Source organism: Bradyrhizobium sp. SEMIA (assembly GCF_014844175.1).
Taxonomy (GTDB): Bacteria; Pseudomonadota; Alphaproteobacteria; order Rhizobiales; family Xanthobacteraceae; genus Bradyrhizobium; species Bradyrhizobium arachidis.
The window spans coordinates 5280797-5305919 of record NZ_CP046601.1 but is presented as its reverse complement, the minus strand read 5'-3'; the positions used below and the strand labels follow the sequence as shown (position 1 = coordinate 5305919).

The following is a 25123-nucleotide window of genomic DNA, read 5'->3' as shown; positions in this document are numbered from 1 at the left end:
CCACGGGATGGATGGGAGACTAGCAGATATTCGCGCGACGGATCGCTAATCCTCGTTCGCCTTGAACCGCCCGAGTCCCTTCAGCACGAAGGGCGCCAGGAGCGCGATCAACGCGATGCCAAGCAGCGTTGCCGAGATCGGGCTCTGGACCAGCGTCATGGGATCGCCGAGGCTGATCGCGAGCGCGCGGCGGAGCTGGCTTTCTGCGATCGGGCCGAGGATCAGGCCGACGACGACCGGCGCGATCGGGAAATCGAACCGCCGCATCAGGAAGCCGAGCACACCAAAGCCGGCCAGCATCGACAATTCCACCACGGAGGGCTTTGCAGCGATGGTTCCCATGGTCGCAAAGACGAGAATGCCGGCATAAAGCCAGGGCTGGGGGATCGCGAGCAGCCGCACCCAGAGGCCGACCAGCGGCAGGTTGAGCACCAGCAGCATCATGTTGGCGATGAACAGGCTGGCGATCAGGCCCCAGACCAGGTCAGGCCGCTCGGCGAACAGCAGCGGCCCCGGGTTGAGGCCGTATTGCTGAAAGCCCGCCAGCATCATCGCAGCGGTCGCCGAGGTCGGCAGGCCCAGCGTCAAGAGCGGCACCAAGGTGCCCGCGGCGGAAGCGTTGTTGGCCGCCTCAGGTCCTGCGACACCCTCGATCGCGCCCTTGCCGAACTCTTCGGGATGATTCGTCAGCCGCTTCTCGGTCGAATAGGACAGGAAGGTCGGGATCTCGGCGCCGCCCGCGGGCAACGCGCCGATCGGGAAGCCGAACATGGTGCCGCGCAGCCACGGCTTCCACGACCGCTTCCAGTCCTCTTTGGTCATCCACAGCGAGCCGCGCACCGGCTCGAGCTTCTCCTCGGTGTGGTGACGGCGCGATGCGACGTAGAGCGCCTCGCCCACTGCGAACAGGCCGACCGCGAGCGTCGTCACCTCGACGCCGTCGAGCAATTCAGGGACGCCGAATGCGAGGCGCGCCTGACCGGTCAGCTTGTCGATGCCGACGAGGCCGAGCGTCAGGCCGATGAACAGGCTGGTCAGGCCGCGGACCGGGGAATCGCCAAAGGTCGCCGAGACCGTGACGAAGGCGACGCACATCAGCGCGAAGTAATCCTCGGGGCCGAAGCGCACGGCGAAATCGACCAGCCACGGCGCGAGGAACGCCAGGCCAATGGTGGCGATGGTGCCGGCGACGAAGGAGCCGATCGCGGAGGTCGCCAGCGCCGGCCCGCCGCGGCCGGCCTTGGCCATCTTGTTGCCTTCGAGCGCGGTCGCCATCGAGGCGCTTTCGCCCGGCGTGTTGATCAGGATCGCGGTGGTCGAGCCGCCATACATGCCGCCGTAATAGATGCCGGCGAACATGATCAGCGAGCCGCCGGGGTCAAGCTTGTAGGTGACGGGCAGGAGCAGCGCGACCGTCAGCGCCGGGCCGATGCCGGGCAGGACGCCCACGGCGGTGCCCAGAAACACGCCGATCAGCGCATAGAGCAAATTCATCGGCTGGACAGCGACGGCCATGCCGTGGGCCAGCGCCGCAAAAGTGTCCATCACAGCAATCGCTCCAGCGGGCCGGTCGGAAGGCTCAGCGTCAACAGGCGATCGAACGCGAGGTAGATGAGGGTCGACATCACGAGGGCGATGATGCTGTCGACCAGGATAGCGCGGCGCCCAAACGCGGCCGACGTCGTCACGAACAGCGCTGACGTCGCGAGGATAAAGCCGCCGCCGAAGCCGATGATGGCGATCAGCAGCGCAAGGCCAATGAGGATCAAGACGACGGGCACCGGATCGGCGCTCTCGCGCTCCGGCAGATTGCCACGCAGCGCGTCGACGAAATTACCGATCGCCAGCAGCGCAAGACCGCTGGCGACCACGACCGGCATCGCCTCCGGCCCCATGCCGTACATCGCGGCCGATTGCAGGCCGCGCGCGTCCCAGACCAGCACCGCGGCGAGACCTGCGAGCAGCGCGGCGATGACGATGCCGGCGCGATCGACGCGCCGCGGCTGGACGGGATCGCTTGAGCTCATGACTTGACGAGACCAACCGACTTCAGCACGTCGGTGACACGCACGATTTCCTTCTTCAGGAAGTCAGAGAAGGCATCACCGCCGAGATAGGCATCCTCCCAGCCCTTCTGCTTGAGGATCTCCTTCCAGGCGTCCGACTTGACCATCTTCTCGACCGCGTCGCTGAGCGTCTTCTTCTGCTCCGGCGTGATGCCGGGAGGCGCGACGACCGAGCGCCAGTTGGCGATCACGAGGTCGATGCCCTGCTCCTTGAAGGTCGGAATATCGCTGCCCGGGATGCGCTTCTCCGAGGTCACCCCGATTGCGCGCAGCTTGCCGGACTTGATCTGTCCTTCATACTCACTCAGCCCCGAAATGCCTGCGGTGACCTTGCCGCCGAGGATCGCGGCGAGCGACTCGCCGCCACCGGAGAACGGGATGTAGTTGATCTTCTTGGCGTCCGCGCCGACGGCGCTTGCGAACAACGCGGCCATCACATGGTCGACGCCGCCGGCCGAGCCGCCGGCGAAGGTGACCTTGGCGATATCGGCCTTCACTGCGGCGGCGAGATCCTGCGCATTCTTGATCGGCGAATTCGCGGGTACCACGATCACCTGGATTTCCTCGGTCAGGCGCGCGATCGGCGTCACCTGATCGAGGGTGACCGGCGACTTGTTCATGGCGAGCGCACCGACCATGACGAAGCCGTTGATCATCAGCTGGTTGCCGTCGCCCTTGGCGCCGTTGACGAACTGCGCAATACCGACGCTGCCGCCGGCACCGGGAACGTTGGTGACCTGCACGCTGCGCGCCACGCCGGAGGCGACCAGCGCCTGCTGCATCGAGCGCGCGGTCTGGTCCCATCCCCCGCCTGGGGCCGCCGGCGCATCAGCTTGAGCTCGAGCTGCTGGGGAAAAGCCGGGCTTGCTGCCGCAAGGGTCAGCGCGATGGCTGCGCCGACAAGGCGCGCAGGGAATTGAAACATCGGGGCAGTCTCCAGGGCTTATGCGGACGTGTTGATCGTGTGCCGCATTGTGTCGTTTGGTCGCATATCAGCCAAAACGACCTATGCTGTCCAGCCGACAGCACCCTGGTTCCTCGCTAGGCGGAGGCGGGCATCACCCCGCCGAGCGCGATGGTCAACTCGCCGGCGACTTCGCGCACGATCTGGCCGATTTCCGGCAATCTGTCGTCGGTCAGGCGGCTGGTCATGCCCGAGACCGAAATCGCCGCGAGCGGCTCGGCGCAGTCGTTATAGACCACTGCGGCAATACAGCGCAGGCCCATGCAGGCCTCCTCATCGTCGATCGCAAAGCCCTGCTTGCGGATCTTTTCGAGCTCCTTGAACAGGTCGCTTGGCCGCACGATCGACTTCTCGGTCAGGCGGGGCATGCCGTGATGGCGGATGACCGCGCCGACATCCTCGTCGGAATAGGTCGCAAGCACCGCCTTGCCAACGCCTGACGTCACCATGGCGACACGGCCGCCGACCTGGGTCAGCGACCGCATGATCTCGCGGCTCTCCATGCGGGTCAGCACGATGATGAACTCATCGTCCACCACGGCAAGATTGGCGGTCTCACGGGTGAGATCGCGCAGCTTCCGCAAGTAAGGAATCGCCTGCGTGGAGAAATTGCGCCGCCGCGCAAAGCTTGCGCCGACGGTGAAGCTGCGGACGCCGACATGCCATTTGGATTCGGCGCGGTCGAACTGCACGAAGCGGCGGCTTTCCAGCGTCGCCAGCAGGCGATGCACGGTCGAGGCGGACAGGCCGGTCCGCACGGCGAGATCGCTGAGGCGATAGCCTTCGTCGTCTTCAGCGAGAGTTTCGAGAATCGACAGCGCGCGGTCGACCGACTGCACGCCGCCGTCACGGCCCTCATGGTCGGCCTCAGCGGCCGGCCTGGGCTCGAGCGATTTGCGCCGGATCACGTTCTTGCTCATCGCGACCTGCCGCTTTGGAGGTTCGTCATTCCGGGATGGTCCGAAGGACCAGACCGGGAATCTCGAGGTTCTCAGGTGCGCAATTGCGCACCATAGTTCGATGCTCCGCATCGCCCCGGAACGACGTACCTGAAGAAATGCCGCTCCGGATCAAGCCGAAGCGGCGTCTTCGTCTCAGAGCAGCCCTGCCCCGCGCGCCCACTTGTACTTGGCGCCGAGCACCTCGACCGGAAGCTCGGTCGAATAGGCGTAGGCCGGGATGCCGTGCTGGTAGAGATATTCGGCGGCTTCCTCGACCTCGACGTCGCCGGCGAGCGAGGCGACCATCGGCTTCACAAAGCCCTTGGCCTCCATCTCCTTCTTCACCTCGACCATGTTGCGGGCGAATACCATCGGCGGGGTGACGATAGTGTGCCAGTAGCCGAGGATCAGCGCGTGGATGCGCTCATCCGACAGGCCGAGCTTCACGGTGTTGACGTAGGTGATCGGCGGCTCGCCACCGGTGATATCCACAGGATTTCCGGCCGCACCGAACGGCGGGATGAACTTGCGGAAGGCCGCGTCGAGATCCGGCGGCATCGACATCAGCGACAGACCGTTGTCGACGCAGGAGTCCGACAGCAGCACGCCCGAGCCGCCGGCACCGGTGATGATCAACACGTTCTCGCCCTTCGGCGTCGGCAGCACCGGCACGCCACGGGCGAATTCGAGCAGCTGACGCAAGCTGCGGGCGCGGATCACGCCGGACTGCTTGAACACATCCTCATAGATGCGGTCGTTACCGGCGAGCGCGCCGGTGTGCGACGAGGCCGCCTTCGCACCGGCCGAGGTGCGGCCGGCCTTGAGCACGACGACCGGCTTCTTCTTGGAGACGCGCTTGGCGGCTTCCGCGAAGGCGCGGCCGTCCTTGAGGTCTTCGCAATGCTGCGCGATCAGGTTGGTGTTCGGGTCCTGCTCGAAGAAGGCGAGCAGATCGTCCTCGTCGATGTCGGACTTGTTGCCAAGACCGACGATCGCAGAGACGCCCATCTTGGCCGAGCGCGAGAAGCCGATGATGGCCATGCCGATGCCGCCCGATTGCGACGACAGCGCCGCGTGGCCCTTGACGTCGTAAGCCGTGCAGAAGGTCGCGCAGAGATTGGCGGGCGTATAATAGAAGCCGTAGATGTTCGGCCCCATCAGGCGGATGTCGTACTTCTTGCCGACCTCGACAATCTCAGCCTGCAGCTCCGGCGCGCCGGCTTCGGCGAAGCCCGACGGAATCAGCACCGCGCCCGGGATTTTCTTCTCCCCGCATTCGGTCAGCGCAGCGGCCACGAACTTGGCGGGGATCGCGAACACCGCGACGTCGATCACGCCGGGCACGTCCTTGACGCTCTTATAGGCCTTGTAGCCGAGGATCTCGGCGGCCTTGGGATGGATCGGGTAGATCTCGCCCTTGTACCCGCCGTTGATGAGGTTCTTCATCACGGAGTTGCCGATCTTGCCGTCCTCGGCGGAGGCGCCGACCACGGCGACCGCCTTCGGCTGCATGATACGGTTCATGGCCACGACGATCTCTTCGGTCGGGCGCGGCTTCGGCTTGGGCACATAGGCGAAGTCGACGACGATGCGGACGTCGGCTGCGGTCGCGCCCTTCGGCGTTGCGAACACCGGGTTGAGGTCGAGCTCGACGATTTCAGGGAAATCGGTGACGAGCTGCGAGACCTTGACGATGACGTCGGCAAGCGCCGTGCGGTTCACCGGCTCGCCGCCGCGAACGCCCTTGAGGATCTCATGCGCCTGGATGCCGTCGAGCATCGAGAGCGCGTCTTCCTTGGTCGCCGGCGCGAGGCGGAAGGTGATGTCCTTCAAGACTTCGACCAGTACGCCACCCAGGCCGAAGGCCACCAGCTTGCCGAACGAGGCGTCGGTGATGGAACCGACGATGACCTCGGTGCCGCCGGCCAGCATCTGCTGCACCTGGACGCCTTCGATCTTGGCATCGGACTTATATTTCTTGGCGTTACCGAGGATGGTCTCGTAGGCCTTCTCGGCCTCCTCGGCCGTCTTGAGGCCGACGATGACGCCGCCGGCTTCGGTCTTGTGGAGAATGTCCGGCGAGACGATCTTCATCACCACCGGGAAGCCCATCGCGGAGGCCATCTTGCCGGCCTCGCCCGCCGACTTGGCCACGCCCTCCTTCGGCACCGGAATGCCGTAGGCGTCGCAGACCAGCTTGCCTTCCGGGGCCGTCAGGCTGGTGCGGTTGTCCGCCTTGACCTGGTCAAGCACCTTGCGGACGGCATCTTTGGAATTGGACATATGGCTTCTCCCTTGACCTAAGTTCGTTCTTTGCAAAGCGCGCGCGTGTTGCGGCTGCCCGTGATGCTTGCCATTCGCCGCGCTCTGTTCCATGCGGCGGAACGGAGTGGCATAAGGCCGACATTACTCCGCCGCCCTGGATCAAAAATGGCTGGCGATGGCATTTGGTATGCCAGAAGCCAACTTGTCAAGTCGCCGCGCGACTTAGAACGCCGCAAAAAATAGGCAGCTTGACATTCTGGCATGTGGTATGCCAAAAACTTTCCCGTTAATAATCCTGTAAAAGACGACTCCCACTGGAGGAGATTCGTCGTGTCACTGCGGAAATCAACCAAGGCGTTGCCGAACATGGCCGAGGCAGATATCGCAATCGTTCGTATTGCCCCGGAGAGCAGCTTCAAGAACAAGGCGTATGACGCCTTGAAGGAAGCCATCCTCAAGATGGACATCTACTCGACGCCCGAGCCGGTGATGCTCGACGAGCGCGCGTTGTCCGAGCGTCTGGGTGTCAGCCGCACGCCGATCCGCGAAGCCATCGCGATGCTGGAGCAGGACGGTTTCGTGAAGACCGTGCCGCGCCGCGGCATCATGGTGGTGCGCAGGACCAAGAGCGAGATCGTCGACATGATCCGCGCCTGGGCGGCGCTGGAGAGCATGGCCGCGCGCCTCATCACCACCACCGCGCGCAAGAAGGACATCTCGGCGCTGCGCGACTTCTTCAAGGACTTCGGCAAGGACCGCCTGCCCGAGGATCACGTCGAGGAATATTCGCGCGCCAACATCGCCTTCCACCAGGCGCTGATCTCGCTGTCGGAATCGCCTGTTCTGGTCGATCTCACCAACGACCTCTTGCTGCACGTGCGCGGCTATCGCCAGCTCACGATCGGGCGCAAGGACCGCACCGCGACCTCGCTGCCCGAGCATCTCGCCATGATCGAAGCACTCGAGGCGCGCGACACCGAGCTCGCCGAGAAGCGCGCCCGCGACCACACCCTTGGCCTTGCCGCTTACGTCGAAGCGCACGGCCAGGAACTGTTCACGTAACTGTTCACCTAGCAACCTTCACCAGAAGGGCGAAAAACTCGCCCCACTACTTGAGACCAGGGAGACAAGGCCCATGCTGAATACCGCGACCAAGTCCGAGGCACCGGGCACCGAGCAGGAACTGACGGATGGCTTCCATCTCGTCATCGACGCGCTCAAGCTGAACGGCATCAACACCATCTATAATGTGCCGGGCATTCCGATCACGGATTTGGGCCGCATGGCGCAGGCCGCGGGTATTCGCGTGATCTCCTTCCGTCACGAGCAGAACGCCGGCTACGCCGCAGGCATCGCCGGCTATCTCACCAAGAAGCCCGGCGTGTGCCTCACGGTCTCGGCGCCCGGCTTCCTCAACGGTCTCACCGCGCTCGCGCACGCCACCACCAACTGCTATCCGATGATCCTCGTGTCCGGCTCGTCCGAGCGCGAGATCGTCGACCTCCAGCAGGGCGACTACGAAGAAATGGACCAGCTCGCGATCGCAAAGCCGCTGTGCAAGGCGGCCTATCGCGTGCTGCACGCCCAGGACATCGGCATCGGTTTCGCCCGCGCGATCCGCGCCGCGGTCTCGGGCCGTCCGGGCGGCGTCTATCTCGACCTGCCGGCAAAGCTGTTCGGCCAGGTCATGAACGCCGATGCCGGCCAGAAGTCGCTGGTCAAGGTGATCGACGCTGCGCCCGCGCAGATCCCCTCGCCCGCTTCGGTCAAGCGCGCGCTCGACGTGCTCAAGAGCGCGAAGCGCCCGCTCATCATCCTCGGCAAGGGCGCGGCGTACGCGCAGGCCGACGAGGAGATCAAGAGCTTCGTCGAGAAGAGCGGCGTGCCGTTCCTGCCCATGAGCATGGCCAAGGGCCTCCTCCCCGACACGCATCCGCAGTGCGCTGGTGCGGCCCGCTCGACCGTGCTGAAGGACTCCGATGTCGTCATGCTGATCGGCGCGCGGCTGAACTGGCTGCTCTCGCACGGCAAGGGCAAGAGCTGGGGCGAGACGCCGAAGAAGTTCATCCAGGTCGACATCGAGCCGCGCGAGATGGACTCCAACGTCGAGATCGTCGCGCCCGTGGTCGCGACATCGGCTCGGTCGTCTCCGCCTTCAACCAGGCGATCGCGACGGGCTGGACCGCCCCGCCCGCCGACTGGACCAAGGCGATCACGTCCAAGCGCGACGAGAACGTCGCCAAGATGGCGCCGAAGCTCATGAACAACAAATCGCCGATGGATTATCACGGCGCGCTCGGCGTCTTGAAGAACGTGATCAAGGATCACCCCGAGGCGATCCTCGTCAACGAAGGCGCCAACACGCTCGATCTCGCCCGCGGCGTCATCGACATGTACAAGCCCCGCAAGCGTCTCGACGTCGGCACCTGGGGCGTGATGGGCATCGGCATGGGCCAGGCGATCGCCGCTGCGCTCGAGACCGGCCATCCCGTGCTCGCGGTGGAAGGCGACTCGGCGTTCGGCTTCTCCGGCATGGAGGTCGAGACCATCTGCCGCTACAACCTGCCGATCTGCGTCGTCATCTTCAACAATGACGGCATCTATCGCGGCACCGACGTCAACGGCGCCAACGACGATCCCGCGACGACCGTGTTCGTCAAGGGCGCGCGCTACGACAAGATGATGGAAGCCTTCGGCGGCGTCGGCGTGAATGCGACCTCGCCGGATGAACTGAAGCGCGCCGTCAACGAGGCGATGGCCTCGGGCAAGCCGACGCTCATCAACGCGGTGATCGATCCGGCCGCGGGCTCGGAGAGCGGCCGCATCGGCAACCTCAATCCGCAGAGCGTTCTGCAGAAGAAGAAGTAAGTCCACCCCTCAACCCTTATTCCCTGCGGTTTGCGGGGGCAGACAGAGTACGGAGCAACACGATGACCAAAGCGCTCACGGGCGTTCGCATTCTCGACTTCACCCACGTCCAGTCCGGACCGACCTGCACGCAGCTGCTCGCCTGGTTCGGCGCCGACGTGATCAAGGTGGAACGCCCGGGCGTGGGTGACATCACCCGCGGCCAGCTGCAGGACATCCCGAACGTGGACAGCCTGTATTTCACCATGCTCAACCACAACAAGCGCTCGATCACGCTCGACACCAAGAACCCCAAGGGCAAGGAAGTCCTGACCGAGCTGATCAAGAAGTGCGACGTGCTGGTCGAGAATTTCGGCCCCGGCGTGCTCGACCGCATGGGCTTCCCCTGGGAGAAGATCCAGGCGATCAACCCGAAGATGATCGTCGCCTCGATCAAGGGCTTTGGCCCTGGCCCGTACGAAGACTGCAAGGTCTATGAGAACGTCGCGCAGTGCACCGGCGGCGCCGCCTCCACCACCGGCTTCCGCGACGGCCTGCCGCTCGTCACCGGCGCGCAGATCGGCGATTCCGGCACCGGCCTGCACCTGGCGCTCGGCATCGTCACCGCGCTCTATCAGCGCACGCATTCGGGCAAGGGCCAGCGCGTCACCGCCGCGATGCAGGACGGCGTGCTCAACCTCGCCCGCGTCAAGTTGCGCGACCAGCAGCGCCTCGCCCACGGCCCGCTCAAGGAGTACAGCCAGTTCGGCGAAGGCATTCCGTTCGGCGATGCCGTGCCGCGCGCCGGCAACGACTCCGGCGGCGGCCAGCCCGGCCGCATCCTGAAGTGCAAGGGTTTTGAGACCGATCCCAACGCCTACATCTACTTCATCACCCAGGCCCCGGTCTGGGAGAAGATCTGCGACGTGATCGGCGAGCCCACCTGGAAGACCGACCCGAACTACGCCAAGCCGGCGGCCCGCCTGCCGCGCCTCAACGAGATCTTCGCCCGCATCGAGCAGTGGACGATGACCAAGACCAAGTTCGAGGCGATGGAGATCCTCAACAAGGACGACATCCCCTGCGGCCCGATCCTGTCGATGAAGGAGATCGCCGAGGACCAGTCGCTGCGCGCCACCGGCACCGTGGTCGAGGTCGATCACCCCACCCGCGGCAAGTACATCTCGGTCGGCAACCCGATCAAGCTGTCGGACAGCGCGAGCGAGGTCACCCGCTCCCCGCTGCTCGGCGAGCACACCGACGAGATCCTGCGCAGCGTGCTCGGCTTCTCGGACCACCAGGTCGCCGATATCCACAAGTCCGGCGCGCTCGATCCGCCGCAGAAGCAGGCCGCTGAGTAAGCGAGCCACTTCAATCAAGACGAAAGGGCCGCCCTCGGGCGGCCCTTTTTGCATGGGCAAGGTCGTGCGGTCGCAGGCCCGACTCAAAAGTTGAAAACAACCCCATGCACAGTAGCCAACCTCTCGGCCCCGAACGTAATTTCTGATTATACGAATTATTGCTTGACGCGTCGGGCAAAACAGGGGTAATATGGCATCATCCGAAAGAGTAAAACTCGGGTCGAGGCGCCGCCGGTTTCGCATAAGAAAGCTGGAAGCTGCCGGGCAAACTCGGCCTGCATGGTTCACTCGCAATGCGAAGCATCGTCTGGAGACGCACGCTTTGGCGGGCTCCTCACCATGAGGGGTCTAAAATCTCGCCGCGAAATGCGACCTCATCCTGAGGGCCGCCATAGGCGGGCGTCTCGAAGGATGCGCCGCAGAGAAGCTTGTAGGCCATGAACCCATAAATTAACCGGGCGGACGACTCGCCGGAGTCCGCTATGCACCGATAGCGCCTAGGGTTTGCAGCTCAGCTAACTGACGCGATGGGCCAATTCCGGACTCATGCGCCGCAGCAAACAGCGGTTTTCGGGCTCCATCCTCTATCAGGCCGATGCCGGCGTGGCCGCCTTGGACCGCGCGAGGTGGTCCGGAAAAGCCTTTGAACCTGTTCAATGGCCATTCCAGGCCCACCATGGCCGTCATGCCGGCAACGATGACTAGGATCTGGGTGTCGATACCGCCTTCAACCTGAACAGGAACCAATGCGCGGCGAATGAGAGGAATACCCCGAGGCGGAACATCGGCAACGAATTCTGCCCGATCAGAATGAGCGGGCGCAGCAGGCTTGAGTGCCGCGCCGGCCAGTCGCGCGGGATATAGTGCTGGCCTTGGAAGGCAGGCCCATTCACAAGCTAAGGTGGACCAATGCCGCTACCATCAACATGAGCGATCTCGAACCAAAACGCATCTCGTCCAGCCGAGATAATGCTCGGCTGGGACTGATGCCGACGCTCTTGCTAAGCATGGGATTGCTTGTGTTGGTTTCAGTCAGTTCAATTCTGGCTTTGAATTGGATCACCGGCCGCAGTGTCGTAGATGAATTCGCCACCCGGCTCATCGCGCGCGGGCTTACTATACAGGAGATGGCGCTGCGGCGACACCTGGACGCGGTGGTTGATCAGGCAACCTTCATTGCGGCGGCAATCGGCGACGGTCGCTATCTATTCTCCGACCCCGCTCTCGGAGATTTCGTGAGCGGCGCGATCGCGGCGGCCCCCCAGATCGGCGGGCTCATCCTTGCCGACTCTAACGGCAACGCGTTGCGCGTCGTGCGTGGCAAAACCAATACAGAGTTTCGACTGGACCGTCTGGACATCACCTCGGACCGTCAACTCGCCGAGGTCGCCGACGAGATTCGTACCCGCAAAGACTCGTATTGGGGACCGCCGGTATTTCGCGCGCCGACACAGACGACTTCCCTGAACTATCGCGTTCCCATTTGGAAGAGAGATCTATATGTGGGGTTTCTCGCCATCGCGGTCTCTACCCGAGCCCTGTCAAAGCTTGCAACGGAGCTGAGCGATCCGCCGCGTTCAGTAGCCTTCATGCTATATGGGCAGGATCGCGTTCTCGCACACCGGTTTGCGATCGATGGAAGCCGGCAGCAATCAGAAAGTACTCCGTTGCTCATGCTTCGGACATTTGGCGACCGGGTAATCGCAAATTTTTCCAGTTTACCGCCGCTCGACGAAGCCGGAATAACGCCGCCTGTAGGCGATTTGGCACGTCAGCATACGGTCGACGGCGAGCGCTATTTCGTCTTTGCGCGCGAGATCTCCGGATACAGCGACCTGCCGATCACCATCGGCGTCTACGTTCTGGCGCGCGCGGTCGACGCTCCCCTTCGACTCTTCTATTGGGCGTCGATCATCGCTCTTGCCATGCTCGGGGTATCACTGATCGCTACCGCGCTGATGGCTGGGGCGATTACCGGCCCAATCCGACGAGCCGCGAGGGGCGCCGCAGCGATTGGTACCTTTGATTTCGACAAGGTTGGGCCACTGGCGTACAGCCGGATTCGCGAGATCAACGGACTCGCGCAGTCATTCAACGCGATGCTTGATGGCCTGCGGGCTTTCGGCCGCTACGTCCCGCGCACGCTGGTCACGCGCCTTATCAAGGAAGGACGGGTCGGCGCCGGCACAGAGGAACGAAAGCTCGCCATCATGTTCACCGACATCGTCGGTTTTACGACTGCATGCGAAAACATGACTGCTGGTGAGGTCGCCGATTTCATCAATCAACACCTCGCTCTTGTCTCCGCCTGTATCGAACAGGAAGACGGGACCATCGACAAGTTTATCGGCGATGCCGTCATGGCCTTCTGGGGTGCGCCCGGCCGCGTGGACAATCCGGCCGCGTCGGCGTGTCGGGCGGCCACGGCGATACAGCAGGCTATTGCGGCGGACAATGAGCGACGGGTCGCCACAGGGTTTGAGCCGGTTCGCATCCGGATCGGCGTTCATATCGGAACCGTCATCGTTGGTGACATCGGCGCGCCCAACCGGATCAACTACACGATCGTCGGCGACGCCGTGAACGCAACGCAACGGTTGGAAAGCCTCGGAAAGGTCATTGATCCCGATGCCGAGTCGATCACCCTGATTAGCCGCGAGATCTTTGAGATGCTCCCGGACGGCTTTCACTGCATCAGCCGGGGAATGCATCTCGTCAAAGGCAAGCACGAGAGCCTCGACGTATATCAACTCGTCGACAGGCCGAAAGATGTCGCGCGCAGTACGGTACGACCCAGTCCGTTAGTGCTTGTTGTCCGTTTGGGCTCACTCGCGTCGCTTTGACAGTGCGCCAACCACTTCCGCTCTTCCCCGACGAGCAGTCATCGAGAGGTCCGTCGGCGTGTCTCAAAGGGGCCATGAGCCGACATGATACAGCCTATACCAGGCGAGAGCCATTCTTGATCTAGATCAAAGGCGCCAGGAATTTCGAGATAAGTCTTGTGACAAGGTCAGGCGTTCCTCAGGAGGCACTGATGGAAATCTTGCTCACATTGACCTACGTGGCGATCTGCATTGCCATCTTCAAGATTTTCAGAATCCCAGTCAATCAATGGACCCTTGCGACAGCGGCTCTCGGTGGCATCTTCGGCCTTGCGCTCCTGTTCATAACAATGGCCTACAACCAACCGTTTTCGACCAACGCGCGCATTTACTTCACCACTGTGGCCATAATACCTTCCATTAAAGGTAGGGTGATCGAGGTACCGGTTCAGGGCCATACCAACCAGCACCTCGAAGCTGGAGACGTTCTCTTCAAGATAGATCCCAAGCCTTACGAGTATGTCGTCGCGGAAAAGCGGGCGGGGCTAGCGGACGCAGAGGCCAATGTCGCCCAGCTCAAGGCGTCCGTCGATCAGGCCGCAGCGGCGACCGCAAAGGCGAAGACCAACCAGGAGCTTGCCCAGATCAATTACGACCGGCAGAAGGAGCTGTTCGAGAAGAACGTGGTCGCGCAGGCGACGTTGGACACCGCCACGCGTAATCTGGATGCGTCAAAACAGGCGACGGCCGAGACTATTGCTGCAGAAGATCGTACCCGGCAAGCGTATGGCGCGACCGTGGACGGTGAACACTCGGCCATTGTGCGTTTACGCAACGAGCTTGCCGATGCTCAATACGATCTAGACCAGACCGTTGTTCGAGCCCCTACAGGCGGCTTTGTCGCCGAGCTGGCACTGCGGCCGGGCGTCTATGTGGTCCCGGCCCCCTTCCGTCCAGCCATGGTTTTCGTCAATGACAGCCCAACGGACCGGGCTTTGGTAGCGGCGTTCCAGCAAAACGCCCTGCAGCGTGTTAATATTGGCAATGAGGCCGAAGTTCTGTTCAAAGCCGTACCGGGTCGTGTCTTCAAGGCCAAGGTCAGCCTCGTGATTGATGTGGTTGCTGCTGGCCAGCTTCAAACCTCGGGTACGCTATATAGTGTCGAGGGGCTGCCCGAAGGCCGGGCTCTTGTTCGGCTTGACCTCGTCGATGACATATCCGGTTACAAGGTGCCGCTCGGCTCGGCAGGCGAGGCCGCCATCTATACCGAACATTTTCACGAGTTGTCACTGTTGCGGAAGATACTTCTGCGTATGCGCAGCTGGCAGAATTATGTCTTCCCCGAAGCGTTATAGGATTATCGGCGGCCTCACGTTAAGCAGATGATCCGAGCGGCGTATGTCTCTTCTGGGTCATTCGCGCCTGGTTCAGCCAACGGCAATTCCGGGCAGAGTCCGCTATGCCGCCGAAAGCGGAAGTAAATTCAGAACATTAGCGGCAAGGCTATAAGTCATGACGGTTGATGGCGGCGCCCAGGACGTGATTCAAGCTCCTTTGCCGCCCATCAGTTCGGCGTCGGCCTGATGGCCTTTGCCGCTGGCGTCAGCAGAGATGTGCTGGGGACTTATGTGCCGGCGTTTCTTCTTGCCGGAATCCTCTGCCTGTTGGCTGCCGCGGCCTTTGCACTGGTGAAACGCCCCGCAGTGACGGCTCCCGCATGACGGGTCGCTCGCAGAGGAAGGCCACCGGTTTCGGTGGCCTTCCAGAGCGATCCCCTCACAGCGCCTCCAGCCCGAGCCTGCCAAACAACTTCCGATCGGCTTCGTTCTGCGGATTGCCTGCCGTCAGCAGCGTGTCGCCGACGAAGATCGAGTTTGCGCCGGCAAAGAAGCACAGCGCCTGCATCTCATCGGTCATGGCCGACCGGCCGGCCGAGAGTCGCACGAAGGAGGCCGGCATCATGATGCGCGCCAGCGCGACGATGCGCACGAACTCGATCGGTCCGATCGGCGTCGCTTTCGCCATCGGCGTTCCCGGGATCGGGATCAGCATGTTGATCGGTACGCTCTCCGGCGCTTCCGGGAGGTTGGCGAGCGTGACCAGCATGTCGACGCGATCCTGTTCGTTCTCACCCATGCCGAGGATGCCGCCGCAGCACACTTTCATGCCGGCCTCGCGGACATGCTCCAAGGTATCGAGACGATCGGCGAATGTGCGGGTGGAGATGACGCTCGGATAATAGCGCTCCGAGGTATCGATATTGTGATTGTAGTAATCGAGCCCGGCCGCGCTCAGCCGGTCGGCCTGAGCGCGGTCGAGCATTCCGAGCGTCATGCAGGTCTCGAGCCCGAGCTGCTTCACGGCGCCGACGACCTCGACGATCGCATCCATGTCGCGCGGCTTGGGGTTACGCCAGGCCGCCCCCATGCAATACCGCGTCGCGCCGCTCGCCTTGGCCTTGCGGGCCTCGGCCACGATCTTCTCGACCTCCATCAGCTTGGAGGCCGCTACGCTTGTGGCGTGATGCGACGACTGGCTGCAATAGCCGCAGTCCTCCGGGCAACCCCCGGTCTTGATGTTCAAGAGCCGGCTGAGCTGCACGCGATTTGGGTCAAAATGACTGCGATGCACGGATTGCGCACGAAACAGAAGATCGTTGAAGGGAAGCCGGTAGACCGTCCAGGCATCCGCGCTGGTCCATCTTTGCATCGCTTCTGGAGCTCCTTGGGATTCTTCTTGCCGGGAGATTTTCTTGATCTCCCCTTCGTTCGCGCCGAGCATTCGCACATCTCCTGACAATGCGGCGGGACCACCGTGAACTTCGTGCCAGCCGCAGGGTCGATTTCAAGTGCAGTGGAACTGTCAGCGGAATCGGACCGGAGTGTGGCGACTTGATTTTGGGTGGTGACAGGACCCACGGTGTCAGCGCGCTTTCGCGGGTCTCAACAATGGATCGGATCCGTAGATCGAGGCGCGCGAGGCACTCATTCGCGTCGCCCCGCGCAGCGCGACGCTGACGCAGTTCGCGGCGGAATGAAGCTGGCGGTCGCGTCCCGCAGCAGATAGGCCCGCTGAGCAACCGGGGGTGGCGATCGATGCCGAATTGAGGCCGGCTCCAAGGAACCGACGAGGTCCCGTCCCGTTATTCCCTGCACGCCCGTGGAATCGCAGGCGGCCATCCGACGACAAAGTCGATCGCTACCAGCCCGCGGGCTGGAAACGCCAGGTCCGGCGCTTCGAGATCGCGCCTGTCCACCCAATCGAGGTCAAGATGATGAGAGATCATCCCGCGTCCCGGGCTCTGCGGGAGGCCCATAAAGCGTTCAAGCCGGTCGAAACGAAGAAGCCGATGACCGACTATGCGAAGGCGCAACAATCCCTTCACGAAAATCGCGAGCGCCTGAAAGCAGAACGACTGGCCCGAGAGGCCAAGCAGGGAAACCGCCCCAGATAAGGGAATGCCGGTGCCGCATTATTACTTCGACGTCAGAGACGGCAACGCACTCTCTGTGGACGAAGAGGGACTGACCCTGGCGAACCAGAGGGCCGCCGAGATCGAGGCCGCGCTGTCGCTTGCCGATACCGCAAAGGACCTTCCACCGTCCGCGACCGGATGCGGTCTGGCTATCGAGGTATGCCGACGGTCCGATCTTTCGCGCGGCATTCTCGTCGCCTAAAGCGCGATGAGATCTGGATGAATCGTCATCGCGCCTGAGGTCGTCGTTTGAGCATGATCTTTTTCGGAAAACCGCTGCGCACTTGCCCGGATCATGCTTTAGAGCATCGAGAGAACGACGACACCGTCTTCGAGCTCGCCTGACTCGAGGCGCGCCCGTGCGATGCGCTCAAACTCCGTCCGGTACTTCTGAAGATAGCTAAAGGCCTGCTTCTGCGTCTGAAATGTCGTCGCGAGACGGCACATCTGTCGGCCGGCGCCGAGTGCGAGAAAGAAGGTGATTGTGCTGCCGCCATCCGGCTTGGTCCTAGGCACGGATCGCACTCATTGGCATGTCGAGCCCTCTCATCGCGCGGTTGAAATCGGCTATCGCGACAGCTTTCTCTTGCGCTTCTTCAGTGCAGGTGCCGACGACGAGGATGCACGCAGATCTCCGTCGGCCGCGTCCCTGGCCTCGCGCAGCTCGCGAAGCCGCGCCATGTTGTTGCGGACATCGACCGCCCGCCTTTCGGCATCCGCCATCGCCCGCGCGCCCTCTTCGGCGGCCAGGCGGCGACGCTCGGTCCGCGCGATGGACTCTGTTGACGGTTCGGCCGATTTCTTCGCGCTCATCTCTTCGCGCTCATCTCTTGGCGCTCATCTCTTGGCGCTCGTCTTTCACCCTCTTCGGTAACGGGCAAAACCCGCTCGATCCGGGATCGAGCGGGCCGCGTGCCGTTTCAGTACATCCGTGAAACGGCGTAGGAAAACTCAAGCCAGCGAGAGATTCTCAGCGCTGACCTTGCCTCGCATCTTGTCGGTCTTGGTCTCGAAGTTGACCTTTTGGCCCTCGGCGAGCCCCGCAAGACCCGCCCGTTCGACTGCGCTGACATGAACGAACACATCGTTGCCGCCGTCGTCGGGCTGAATGAATCCAAAGCCCTTCTGGCCGTTGAACCACTTCACAGTACCTGTCGTCATTTCTCTCTCCAAAGCGCATAGGCGCGCATTCCACGTGACGCTCACGCAGAACCGATTCAATTCGTCGATGTCTCTGGAAAAAGGAGCCCGCGGGCGCATTCAACAAGGCACAGCGGCTGAACGAACAAAGGGACGGTATACCTCGCCATTAGCATTAGCAAGGCTTCGGGCAGATTTAATCGCGGCCGTGGGCTTCCGCGGAACCTTTGCCCGCCTGGAGACTCAGACCTGAAGACATCTCGTGTGAGCGGCGAGATCTTCGCGAGATCCAATCATCCCTGCGCACGCGGCTGTCGCGCAGTCGTGGTTGACCAAGGCAGCCTCAATACAGGAGCCGCCGATGCAGGTTTTCGTCCGCGACAACAATGTCGATCAAGCACTGCGCGTATTGAAGAAGAAGATGCAGCGTGAAGGCGTCTTCAAGGAGATGCGCCGCGCACGATTCTACGAGAAGCCGTCGGCCGCGACGGCGCGACGAAAATCCGACGCCGTGCGGCGCCTGCGAAAGCAGGCGCGGAAGCAGGCCATTCGCGACGGATTGATCGTGGTCAAGCCCAAAAAGCCGGTCGCAGCCGGCAACAAACGGGGCGCCGCCCTATCGAGCGTGCCAGCGGGGCGGACTATGGAAGCAGCCCTGAGGTAGTTTGCGAGCAACCCAGGCTTGGCAGATTCCGCGCGAACAAAGTGTCTTTGTGGACATACATGCTGCTGATCTATGGTATGGTTCGTGATCACCGCCCGGCCCGTGGCTTCTATCGGTGATGAGAACGCCAATTGCGCTCCCGCCCTGTCAGAACAAGGGAGCTTCGGCATGAAACGCAGTCACTGCGAACAAACTCGATCGCTCAGAGAGCGGCTCGTCGACGAAATCAATTGTCTGCGCGAAGAGGCGCGCCTGCTTCCTCCAAGCCATCGCCGCGAGATGTTACTTCGCAGGGCGCAACAGGACGAAACAGCCATGCAGATCGATGCATGGCTCAGCTCTCCCGGTCTGAGAGCGCCGACATGACGCTGCAATATCGCGCTTATCTCGTCGGGGCGAACGGCATCTTCCAATCCGCCGAGGCCTTCGAGGCATCCTCCGATGCAGCCGCGCTCGTCCATGCGCAGCAGTTCGCGTTGCGCGGCAATGTCGAGGTGTGGCAACTCGACCGGAAGATCGCGCTGCTGAGGACGTCACTCGTCGAAGGCGCAGGCAGGGTCTCCATCGAGCCTGCTTCACGTCGCATCGATCTCAGCTGAGGTCTGCAAAATGAGGAGCCGCGCTCCTCAAGCCGCATCGCGCAAGCAGACCCGGTGACGCTCGCTCCGCTCAGGAGGGGCTGTTCGCCTCCCTTGATCGTGCGTATCCATCTTGCAACCGCAATTCCCACGCAGATTGTGTCCTTAAATCGCCGAAGGATACCCAATGTTTGGGGACGCTTTCGATAGATCGCAGAACGCTGCCGAAGTCACGATCATCGGAGCGGGTCCTGTAGGTCTCGCAATCGCGCTCGAGCTCGATCGGCTGGGAATTTCCAGTCAGGTCCTCGAAGCTGGAGGTCTGAGGCGACGCCGATCCGTGGACGGTCTGTTCACCGCGCAACTCCGCACGCCGGCAACCCACGGCCCGCTCGAGGCCGTATCGGCAAAAATGTTCGGGGGAACATCCAATCTTTGGGCCGGAGCTTGCGTGGCCTACGATCCGATCGACTTCAAGGAGCGGAAATTTGTAAGCGACGGAGTGTGGCCGATCACATACGAGGATGTATCGCCGTTCCTTGAACCGGCCAGTCGCTTTCTTGACGCAGGCCCTGCGGAGTTCATTGCGGCCAACGTAGCTCATGAATCTGGCGATGAGTTTTCGTGCACGAGTCTTGCGCGCTTCGCGTGCGAGAGGCGTAGCCAGGTCCGGCACGGTGGTGCCGCCGTTCGATCCGCCCGGATCAGAGTGTGCCTGAACACGGTGGTGACCGAGGTTTTCCTCTCCGGCGACGGTGTCGTCACTGGACTTGCCGTGGCGTCGTCGGACGGATCGAAACTGTCCCGATTACCCGTTCGAATGCTCGTTGTTGCGGCGGGAGGGATCGAGACGACAAGGTTGGCCTTGAATATGCAGCGCGATCGCCCCAGGCTGTTCGGCGGCGAAGCTGGCCCCCTTGGGCGATACTACATGAGCCATTTGATGGGCTCGATAGCGGACGTCAGATTTCTCAAGCCGCAACACGTAGACCTGTTCGATTTCCGGAAAGATGCGAACGGAACCTATACCCGCCGCCGATTCCAGCCGAGCGAGGCGACGCAGAAAAAATGGGCGCTGTCGAACACGGTTCTATGGCCGGAAGGCGCGATTGCAGACGCGAGGCATCAACGAGCGCTGCTCTCGCTGGTGTTCTTGTTATCCGGCGCGAACGGCCTCGGGCGAGCAATCTTGCCGGAAGTCATTCGGCGCCGATACAGCGAAAATAGTCTCGGAAGCACTGCCGGGGCACATCTGCGAAACCTCGCGCCAGCAGGCTTCAAGAGCATTCTGGCTGACGCGAACTCGCTTTTGGAGCGGTGGTACGCAGACCCTCGGCCTCCAGGTTTCCTGATACGCAACCAAGGCTCGCAGTACAGGCTCGCCTATCATGCCGAGCATCTGCCCAATCGGGAGAGCCGGGTAACCTTGACAGGCGAGGTCGATCGGTTGGGCATGAACCGGATTGCGATCGACTTGCGCTTTACGGAAGCGGACGCAGCATCCCTGGAGAGAACACACCAGCGAATGTCGGAATGGCTGAAGCGGGGAAGTCTCGCCCGGATGGTGCTGCGGTGTAACCCATCCGATCAACAAAAGACCATTCTGCGGCAGGCCAAGGATGGCACGCATCAACTCGGCATGACCCGCATGGCCTCATCGGCAAAGGACGGAGTTGTGGACAGGGACCTTCGCGCTTTTGGCATCGCGAACCTGTACCTGTGCAGCACGTCGGTGTTGCCAACGTCCAGTCAAGCCAATCCAACGCTGATCGTCGTGGCGCTCGCTCTACGATTGTCGCATCACATGGCCCACGCGTTCAAGGCCGAGGAGCGTCCCGCAAGCTTGGGCATGCACTCCCTAAGAGCCGCTCGTTCGCTTCCCTCAGGGAAGTAGATGGACCTCGAGGATCATTTTGAATGAGAGCGCGAGACATAGCCAAAGCAGCAGGCTCGGCCCCGCGGCAATCAGCAGGCCGCGGAAAAATCTTGCACCATCGTCCTCGTCGACGTGGTTCGGGCGCACGTGACGGATCGGCGATTGATGGCGGCGGCGGATCGGCTCAATTTGCCCCATCCGCAATGCTATCCGGGAACAGGAGCGCTCTGACAAGTGCTTCAAGGGTGTGCTTGTCGGGCCTCTTTCGAGGTAATCCCCTCCCTCACGGATACCGGCTGGCAACCCTCCGGGAGTTCGGCGACATCCTCAGTCTGCTCGGCAGCCTCGCGGATTCACGCTCGCGCGCCGTCCGCATCGGCTGACTATGTCGGCTGTTCGTCTCTCGTGAGCGCATCAAGTCGGTCCAATTGACCTGCCAAACCAGTAAAGCTTCTTGCGATGTTCTTCATGATGAAAGCGCGGTCTTTGGAAATGCCGGATGTTTGAGAGAGTGTCCTGTATCGATGCGCCATTTCCAAGCATTGCGCGGCGGTAATCATTTGGCCTCCAAGGCTCTGTTTCGACCCAGGCGTAAATGAAAACAAACGCTCAACCAGCGGTTTTGTTCCTAGATGCATCTTGCGCGCGGGTCAAGCGCAGCGCGCAGATCATCGCCGTCGCGCGAACGGTCCTTGTGATCCGCTCTTCTGCCGTGCGCCGGCACGGCGACCTAGGCTGCAGTTGCCCTGCTCTCACGAAGCAATGAGACCTCGTCTGCAACAGGTCACACGCGGGCTTCCCGGCACCGCCCGTCACGAGATCGCTAGCGGCCGGAACGCCGACGTTCAGCACTTGGGAGGCAAGACGGCGAAGGCCTAACAGCACATCGGTCCGGTGGGAATTTCATCCAATCCATCGTACAATGCGTCCAAAGTGGATCGCGGGCCATGGCGCAGGAGCGGCTAGGGCGGATCGAGCGCAGGTTGGCGGCTATATTGGCTGCCGACGTGGCCGGCTATTCGAGGCTCATGCATCATGACGAAGAGGCGACGCACACCAAACTGACCGCGCTCCTAGCGGAGGCGGTTGATCCAGCAATCACCGAGCACAGCGGCCGGATCGTCAAGAATACTGGCGACGGGTTCTTGGCAGAATTTCCGAGCGCCGTCGCAGCGGTTCGAGCTGCGGTGCAGTTCCAGAGCCGCGTCAAGGAGCTGACCGCTCATGACGTTGAAGAACGGCGCATTGCCTTCCGGGTTGGGATCAACATTAGCGACGTAATTGTCGAGCCGCATGACATCTTTGGAGATGGGGTCAACATCGCAGCACGGCTCGAGAGCTTGGCGCAACCCGGCGGCATCTGTATTTCGTCTTCTGCGTATGATCATGTCCGCGGCAAGGCCGGGGTCGAGTTCATCGATCTCGGCGAGCGAACTCTCAAGAATATTGACCGCGCCGTGCGGTCCTACGCTTTAATCTGGGACGATCTGAGCACGTCGCCACGGACGCAACGGGCACCCCCGCCATCATCCTCTCCACCTCGCCTCTCTATCGTTGTGCTGCCTTTTGCCAATCTCGGTGGCGGTCCGGAGCAAGCGTATTTCGCGGACGGCGTCACAGAGGCCCTGACCACCGACATGTCGCGCATATCCGGTGCATTTGTAATCGGCCGGCACACAGCATTCACGTACAAAGGTGCAACGATCGACTTGAAGAGGATTGGGCGCGAATTGAACGTGCGCTACGTGCTTGAAGGATCTGTCCAGCGAAGCGGCAATCGGCTTCGGGTGAACGCTCAGCTCGTCGATAGCGAAAGTGGCAGTCACCTTTGGGCCGAACGGTTCGACAAACCTCTCGCTGATCTTTTCGACATGCAAGACGAGATCGTCGCTCGGCTGGCCAGTGCGCTGAATGCCGAGCTCATTGCAGCAGAGGCGCGGCGAGCCCAGCGCTCCGTAGATCCAGACGCGATGGATCTTTATTTCCAGGGCGTCGCTATCGCGAACAGAGGCACTACGCCAGAGCACCTGACGCAGGCGCGCGGCTTTTTCGAGGGAGCCTTGGTGTTAGACCCGGGCTGCATCGACGCGCTGGTCGGCCGCGCAGGTCTGGATGAAGCAGCAGTCGCCGCATTGCTAACCGACGAACCAGCTCCGCGCCTTGCGAGGGCTGAGGCGACCATAAATGAGGTTTTGTCGCTGGCTCCTCAGCATGCGTTGGCGCACTTACGACTGGGCGTCGTCCAGGTTCTTACGAACCGCGTGCCTGAGGGTATTGCTGAATGCGAACGAGCCCTCGCGCTGGATCGCAATTTGGCCCATGCTCACGCCTGGATCGGTCTCGCCAAGGTGTACATCGGCCGTGCGGGAGAGACCGAAGCCGATGTGCAGGAGGCTCTTCGTTTGTCTCCTCGCGATACCCGTTCTTATATTTGGCTGATGATCGTCGGAATGGCCAAGTTTCACCTTGGCGCGTACGGAGAGGCGGTCGTTTGCCTACGCCGCAGCATTGAGGCCAATCGAAATCATCCGCTCGCGCATTTTTGGCTGGCCGCTGCGTTGGCACAACTCGGCGCGATCGAAGAGGCTAAGCGCGCGGCCCGGGCGGCACTTGCCCTCAATCCAAGTTTCTCCATCCGCCGTGTGCGCTCCCACCTGCCAAGCGACAACCCGACCTACCTCGCCGGACGCGAGCACCTGTATGAGGGGCTGGGCTTGGCTGGAGTGCCGGAGCAGTGACGTCGCGTTTGGGTCGTTCGCGCTTGGCCACGTCACCTACCTTTCGAAGTGTCTGGAGCTCCCTCATCGTGATGCGCGCAAGTCGCCGCTCCTATCGCCGGCGTGCGATCCATGCTCCGACCAGGAAAGCAGCAAGCAGCGACCGCAAAGGCGCCCTCATCGTTACCTCTCGCAACTGCTCGGCCCATCGCATCGCAGGATCCGAGGAAGGCGAGTGGACCGGCCGACGGCTCTCCCCTGCTTTCTCTGTTGGCCTGTTCAATCCTGAGGTTCGCCCTATGCCCTCTTCATTCGCCAATCCCGAGGCCTCCGTCATCGCCGAGGCTTCCTTCATGTCCATGCAGATTCTCCTCTCGAACAACCAGCCAGGCTTCACACTCCCTCGGTCACTTGATCCAGCGGAACCGATCGGCTGGAGCAGCTATGGCGGCAGCATCCTTGCGACCTATATGATCGTGGAAGATCCCGCCGCACCGCTCCCTTGAAGAAACACTTGCTCATCTTTCTGTTCCTCCTGTTTGCGCCTCTCGCTGCGTCAGCGGCGCGATATTTCTTCTTGGGCGATGGCCGCGGGAATTGGCAGTTGGCCGACCGGTCGAGCGCCGGTCTTCTCCCCGCCGCGGCGGATCGTCCCGAAGCCACGATACGGGTCTTCGCGGCAAGAACCGTCAGATGGCGCAGCATCTTTGCCGTTCACACCTGGATCGTCGTGAAGGAGAAGCATGCGGCGACCTACACCCGATATGACTACACGGCCTGGGGCGAGCCGATCCGCACCAACGGCTTCGCTCCGGATGGGCGGTGGTTCGGCGCTTTGCCCGAAACCATCGTCGCCGTGGATGGAGAGCGCGCGGAAGCGCTGATCCCCAAGATACGGGATGTGATCGAAAACTACAGGTTCCGTTCCTACGGGGATTATAGCGCCTGGCCTGGCCCCAACTCGAACACCTTCGTGCAGGCCGCACTCGACTCCGTCCCCGAGCTCCGCGCAGTCCTGCCGCCGACTGCGATCGGCAAGGACTTCCCCTACACCGGCAAATGGCTCGGTGTCACCGCGTCAGGCACCGGCATCTATGCTTCGCTTGCTGGATACATCGGCTTCTCGATCGGCTGGGTCGAGGGTGTGGAGATCAATTTCTTTGGCGCCGTGCTCGGTTTCGACATCCGGCGTCCGGCACTCAAGCTACCTGGCCTTGGCCGATTTGGGATGGCCTCCGGCCTGTAAGATCCACGATCCCGGCTTTCGGGCCGCTAATTCAGTTCGCGCTGACTTACGTCGGCCGCCGCGGTAGCTCGACCCACGCTCCGGCGCGGAATCCCGCCAAGCCAATTTGATTCAATTGAGCGCGTTGTCGTCAGATGGGCGTTTCCCGTCGCAAAAACTAT

Annotated in this window: 21 protein-coding genes and 2 pseudogenes; 13 read left to right on the top strand and 10 right to left on the bottom strand. The window is 62.1% G+C overall.

The window, feature by feature from the left end; genetic code table 11:
• Positions 1-45: 45 nt before the first annotated feature.
• The 5 genes and pseudogenes from FOM02_RS25825 to FOM02_RS25805 form a co-directional block, all read right to left on the bottom strand.
• A complete protein-coding gene (locus FOM02_RS25825) occupies positions 46-1545 on the bottom strand; it encodes a tripartite tricarboxylate transporter permease (RefSeq protein WP_027558870.1) in 1500 nt (499 codons plus the stop codon).
• Positions 1545-2027: a tripartite tricarboxylate transporter TctB family protein gene (locus FOM02_RS25820; RefSeq protein WP_027558869.1), complete on the bottom strand. Its 483-nt coding sequence runs from the start codon at positions 2025-2027 to the stop codon at positions 1545-1547. Before FOM02_RS25820 ends, FOM02_RS25825 begins: the two co-directional genes overlap by 1 nt.
• Positions 2024-2991: pseudogene (locus FOM02_RS25815) on the bottom strand (Bug family tripartite tricarboxylate transporter substrate binding protein). The gene FOM02_RS25820 and the pseudogene FOM02_RS25815 overlap by 4 nt, the downstream one beginning before the upstream one ends.
• 116 nt (positions 2992-3107) lie before the next feature.
• Positions 3108-3950, bottom strand: a complete 843-nt coding sequence (locus tag FOM02_RS25810) for an IclR family transcriptional regulator (protein ID WP_027558867.1) — start codon at positions 3948-3950, stop codon at positions 3108-3110.
• Between the two features lie 174 nt (positions 3951-4124).
• Positions 4125-6254, bottom strand: a complete 2130-nt coding sequence (locus FOM02_RS25805) for an acetate--CoA ligase family protein (RefSeq protein ID WP_027558866.1) — start codon at positions 6252-6254, stop codon at positions 4125-4127.
• A gap of 348 nt (positions 6255-6602) precedes the next feature.
• On the opposite strand from FOM02_RS25805, the gene FOM02_RS25800 reads away from it, so the two are divergent.
• The 3 genes and pseudogenes from FOM02_RS25800 to frc all read left to right on the top strand — a co-directional run bounded on the left by FOM02_RS25800 (position 6603) and on the right by frc (position 10444).
• Entirely contained in the window at positions 6603-7298 is a 696-nt protein-coding gene (locus FOM02_RS25800; RefSeq protein ID WP_167336571.1) for a GntR family transcriptional regulator, read from the top strand.
• A gap of 73 nt (positions 7299-7371) precedes the next feature.
• Positions 7372-9104 (top strand): annotated as a pseudogene (gene oxc / locus FOM02_RS25795) (oxalyl-CoA decarboxylase).
• A 62-nt stretch (positions 9105-9166) separates the two neighbouring features.
• A complete protein-coding gene (gene frc, locus FOM02_RS25790) occupies positions 9167-10444 on the top strand; it encodes a formyl-CoA transferase (RefSeq protein ID WP_027558863.1) in 1278 nt (425 codons plus the stop codon).
• Between the two features lie 701 nt (positions 10445-11145).
• Here frc and opgC read toward each other — a convergent pair.
• Positions 11146-11337 (bottom strand): OpgC domain-containing protein, encoded by a 192-nt coding sequence (gene opgC / locus FOM02_RS25785; protein ID WP_027558862.1) that lies wholly within the window; start codon positions 11335-11337, stop codon positions 11146-11148.
• A 33-nt stretch (positions 11338-11370) separates the two neighbouring features.
• On the opposite strand from opgC, the gene FOM02_RS25780 reads away from it, so the two are divergent.
• Complete coding sequence (locus FOM02_RS25780) at positions 11371-13287, top strand: adenylate/guanylate cyclase domain-containing protein (RefSeq protein WP_084334260.1); 1917 nt, start codon at positions 11371-11373, stop codon at positions 13285-13287.
• Positions 13288-13478: 191 nt separating this feature from the next.
• Complete coding sequence (locus tag FOM02_RS25775) at positions 13479-14621, top strand: HlyD family secretion protein (protein WP_027558860.1); 1143 nt, start codon at positions 13479-13481, stop codon at positions 14619-14621.
• A 421-nt stretch (positions 14622-15042) separates the two neighbouring features.
• On the opposite strand, the gene bioB is transcribed toward FOM02_RS25775, so the two are convergent.
• Positions 15043-15975, bottom strand: a complete 933-nt coding sequence (gene bioB / locus FOM02_RS25770; protein ID WP_051378499.1) for a biotin synthase BioB — start codon at positions 15973-15975, stop codon at positions 15043-15045.
• Positions 15976-16537: 562 nt separating this feature from the next.
• On the opposite strand from bioB, the gene FOM02_RS25765 reads away from it, so the two are divergent.
• Both FOM02_RS25765 and FOM02_RS25760 read left to right on the top strand, forming a co-directional pair.
• Positions 16538-16720 (top strand): hypothetical protein, encoded by a 183-nt coding sequence (locus FOM02_RS25765; protein WP_027558858.1) that lies wholly within the window; start codon positions 16538-16540, stop codon positions 16718-16720.
• Positions 16721-16724: 4 nt separating this feature from the next.
• Positions 16725-16943 carry a DUF6894 family protein gene (locus FOM02_RS25760; RefSeq protein ID WP_265440094.1) on the top strand — a complete coding sequence of 73 codons (219 nt, stop codon included), beginning with the start codon at positions 16725-16727 and terminating at the stop codon, positions 16941-16943.
• 98 nt (positions 16944-17041) lie between these two features.
• Here the strand turns inward: FOM02_RS25760 and FOM02_RS25755 are convergent, their stop codons facing one another.
• From FOM02_RS25755 to FOM02_RS25745, 3 genes are all read right to left on the bottom strand, one after another.
• A complete protein-coding gene (locus FOM02_RS25755) occupies positions 17042-17266 on the bottom strand; it encodes a hypothetical protein (RefSeq protein WP_027558856.1) in 225 nt (74 codons plus the stop codon).
• A gap of 42 nt (positions 17267-17308) precedes the next feature.
• Positions 17309-17554 carry a hypothetical protein gene (locus FOM02_RS25750; protein ID WP_027558855.1) on the bottom strand — a complete coding sequence of 82 codons (246 nt, stop codon included), beginning with the start codon at positions 17552-17554 and terminating at the stop codon, positions 17309-17311.
• 138 nt (positions 17555-17692) lie between these two features.
• Positions 17693-17902, bottom strand: coding sequence for a cold-shock protein (locus tag FOM02_RS25745; RefSeq protein WP_027558854.1), 210 nt, complete (start codon positions 17900-17902; stop codon positions 17693-17695).
• Positions 17903-18242: 340 nt separating this feature from the next.
• Here FOM02_RS25745 and rpsU point away from each other — a divergent pair, with 340 nt between their 5' ends.
• The 6 genes from rpsU to FOM02_RS25710 all read left to right on the top strand — a co-directional run bounded on the left by rpsU (position 18243) and on the right by FOM02_RS25710 (position 24962).
• Positions 18243-18545, top strand: coding sequence for a 30S ribosomal protein S21 (gene rpsU, locus FOM02_RS25740; protein ID WP_027558853.1), 303 nt, complete (start codon positions 18243-18245; stop codon positions 18543-18545).
• A gap of 329 nt (positions 18546-18874) precedes the next feature.
• Positions 18875-19144: a hypothetical protein gene (locus FOM02_RS25730; protein ID WP_035729980.1), complete on the top strand. Its 270-nt coding sequence runs from the start codon at positions 18875-18877 to the stop codon at positions 19142-19144.
• Between the two features lie 166 nt (positions 19145-19310).
• Positions 19311-21017 (top strand): GMC oxidoreductase, encoded by a 1707-nt coding sequence (locus FOM02_RS25725; protein WP_027558852.1) that lies wholly within the window; start codon positions 19311-19313, stop codon positions 21015-21017.
• Positions 21018-21946: 929 nt separating this feature from the next.
• Positions 21947-23737 carry an adenylate/guanylate cyclase domain-containing protein gene (locus FOM02_RS25720; RefSeq protein WP_027558850.1) on the top strand — a complete coding sequence of 597 codons (1791 nt, stop codon included), beginning with the start codon at positions 21947-21949 and terminating at the stop codon, positions 23735-23737.
• A gap of 68 nt (positions 23738-23805) precedes the next feature.
• A complete protein-coding gene (locus FOM02_RS25715) occupies positions 23806-24222 on the top strand; it encodes a hypothetical protein (RefSeq protein WP_156950871.1) in 417 nt (138 codons plus the stop codon).
• Between the two features lie 8 nt (positions 24223-24230).
• Entirely contained in the window at positions 24231-24962 is a 732-nt protein-coding gene (locus FOM02_RS25710) for a DUF3750 domain-containing protein (RefSeq protein WP_027558848.1), read from the top strand.
• Positions 24963-25123 lie beyond the last annotated feature (161 nt).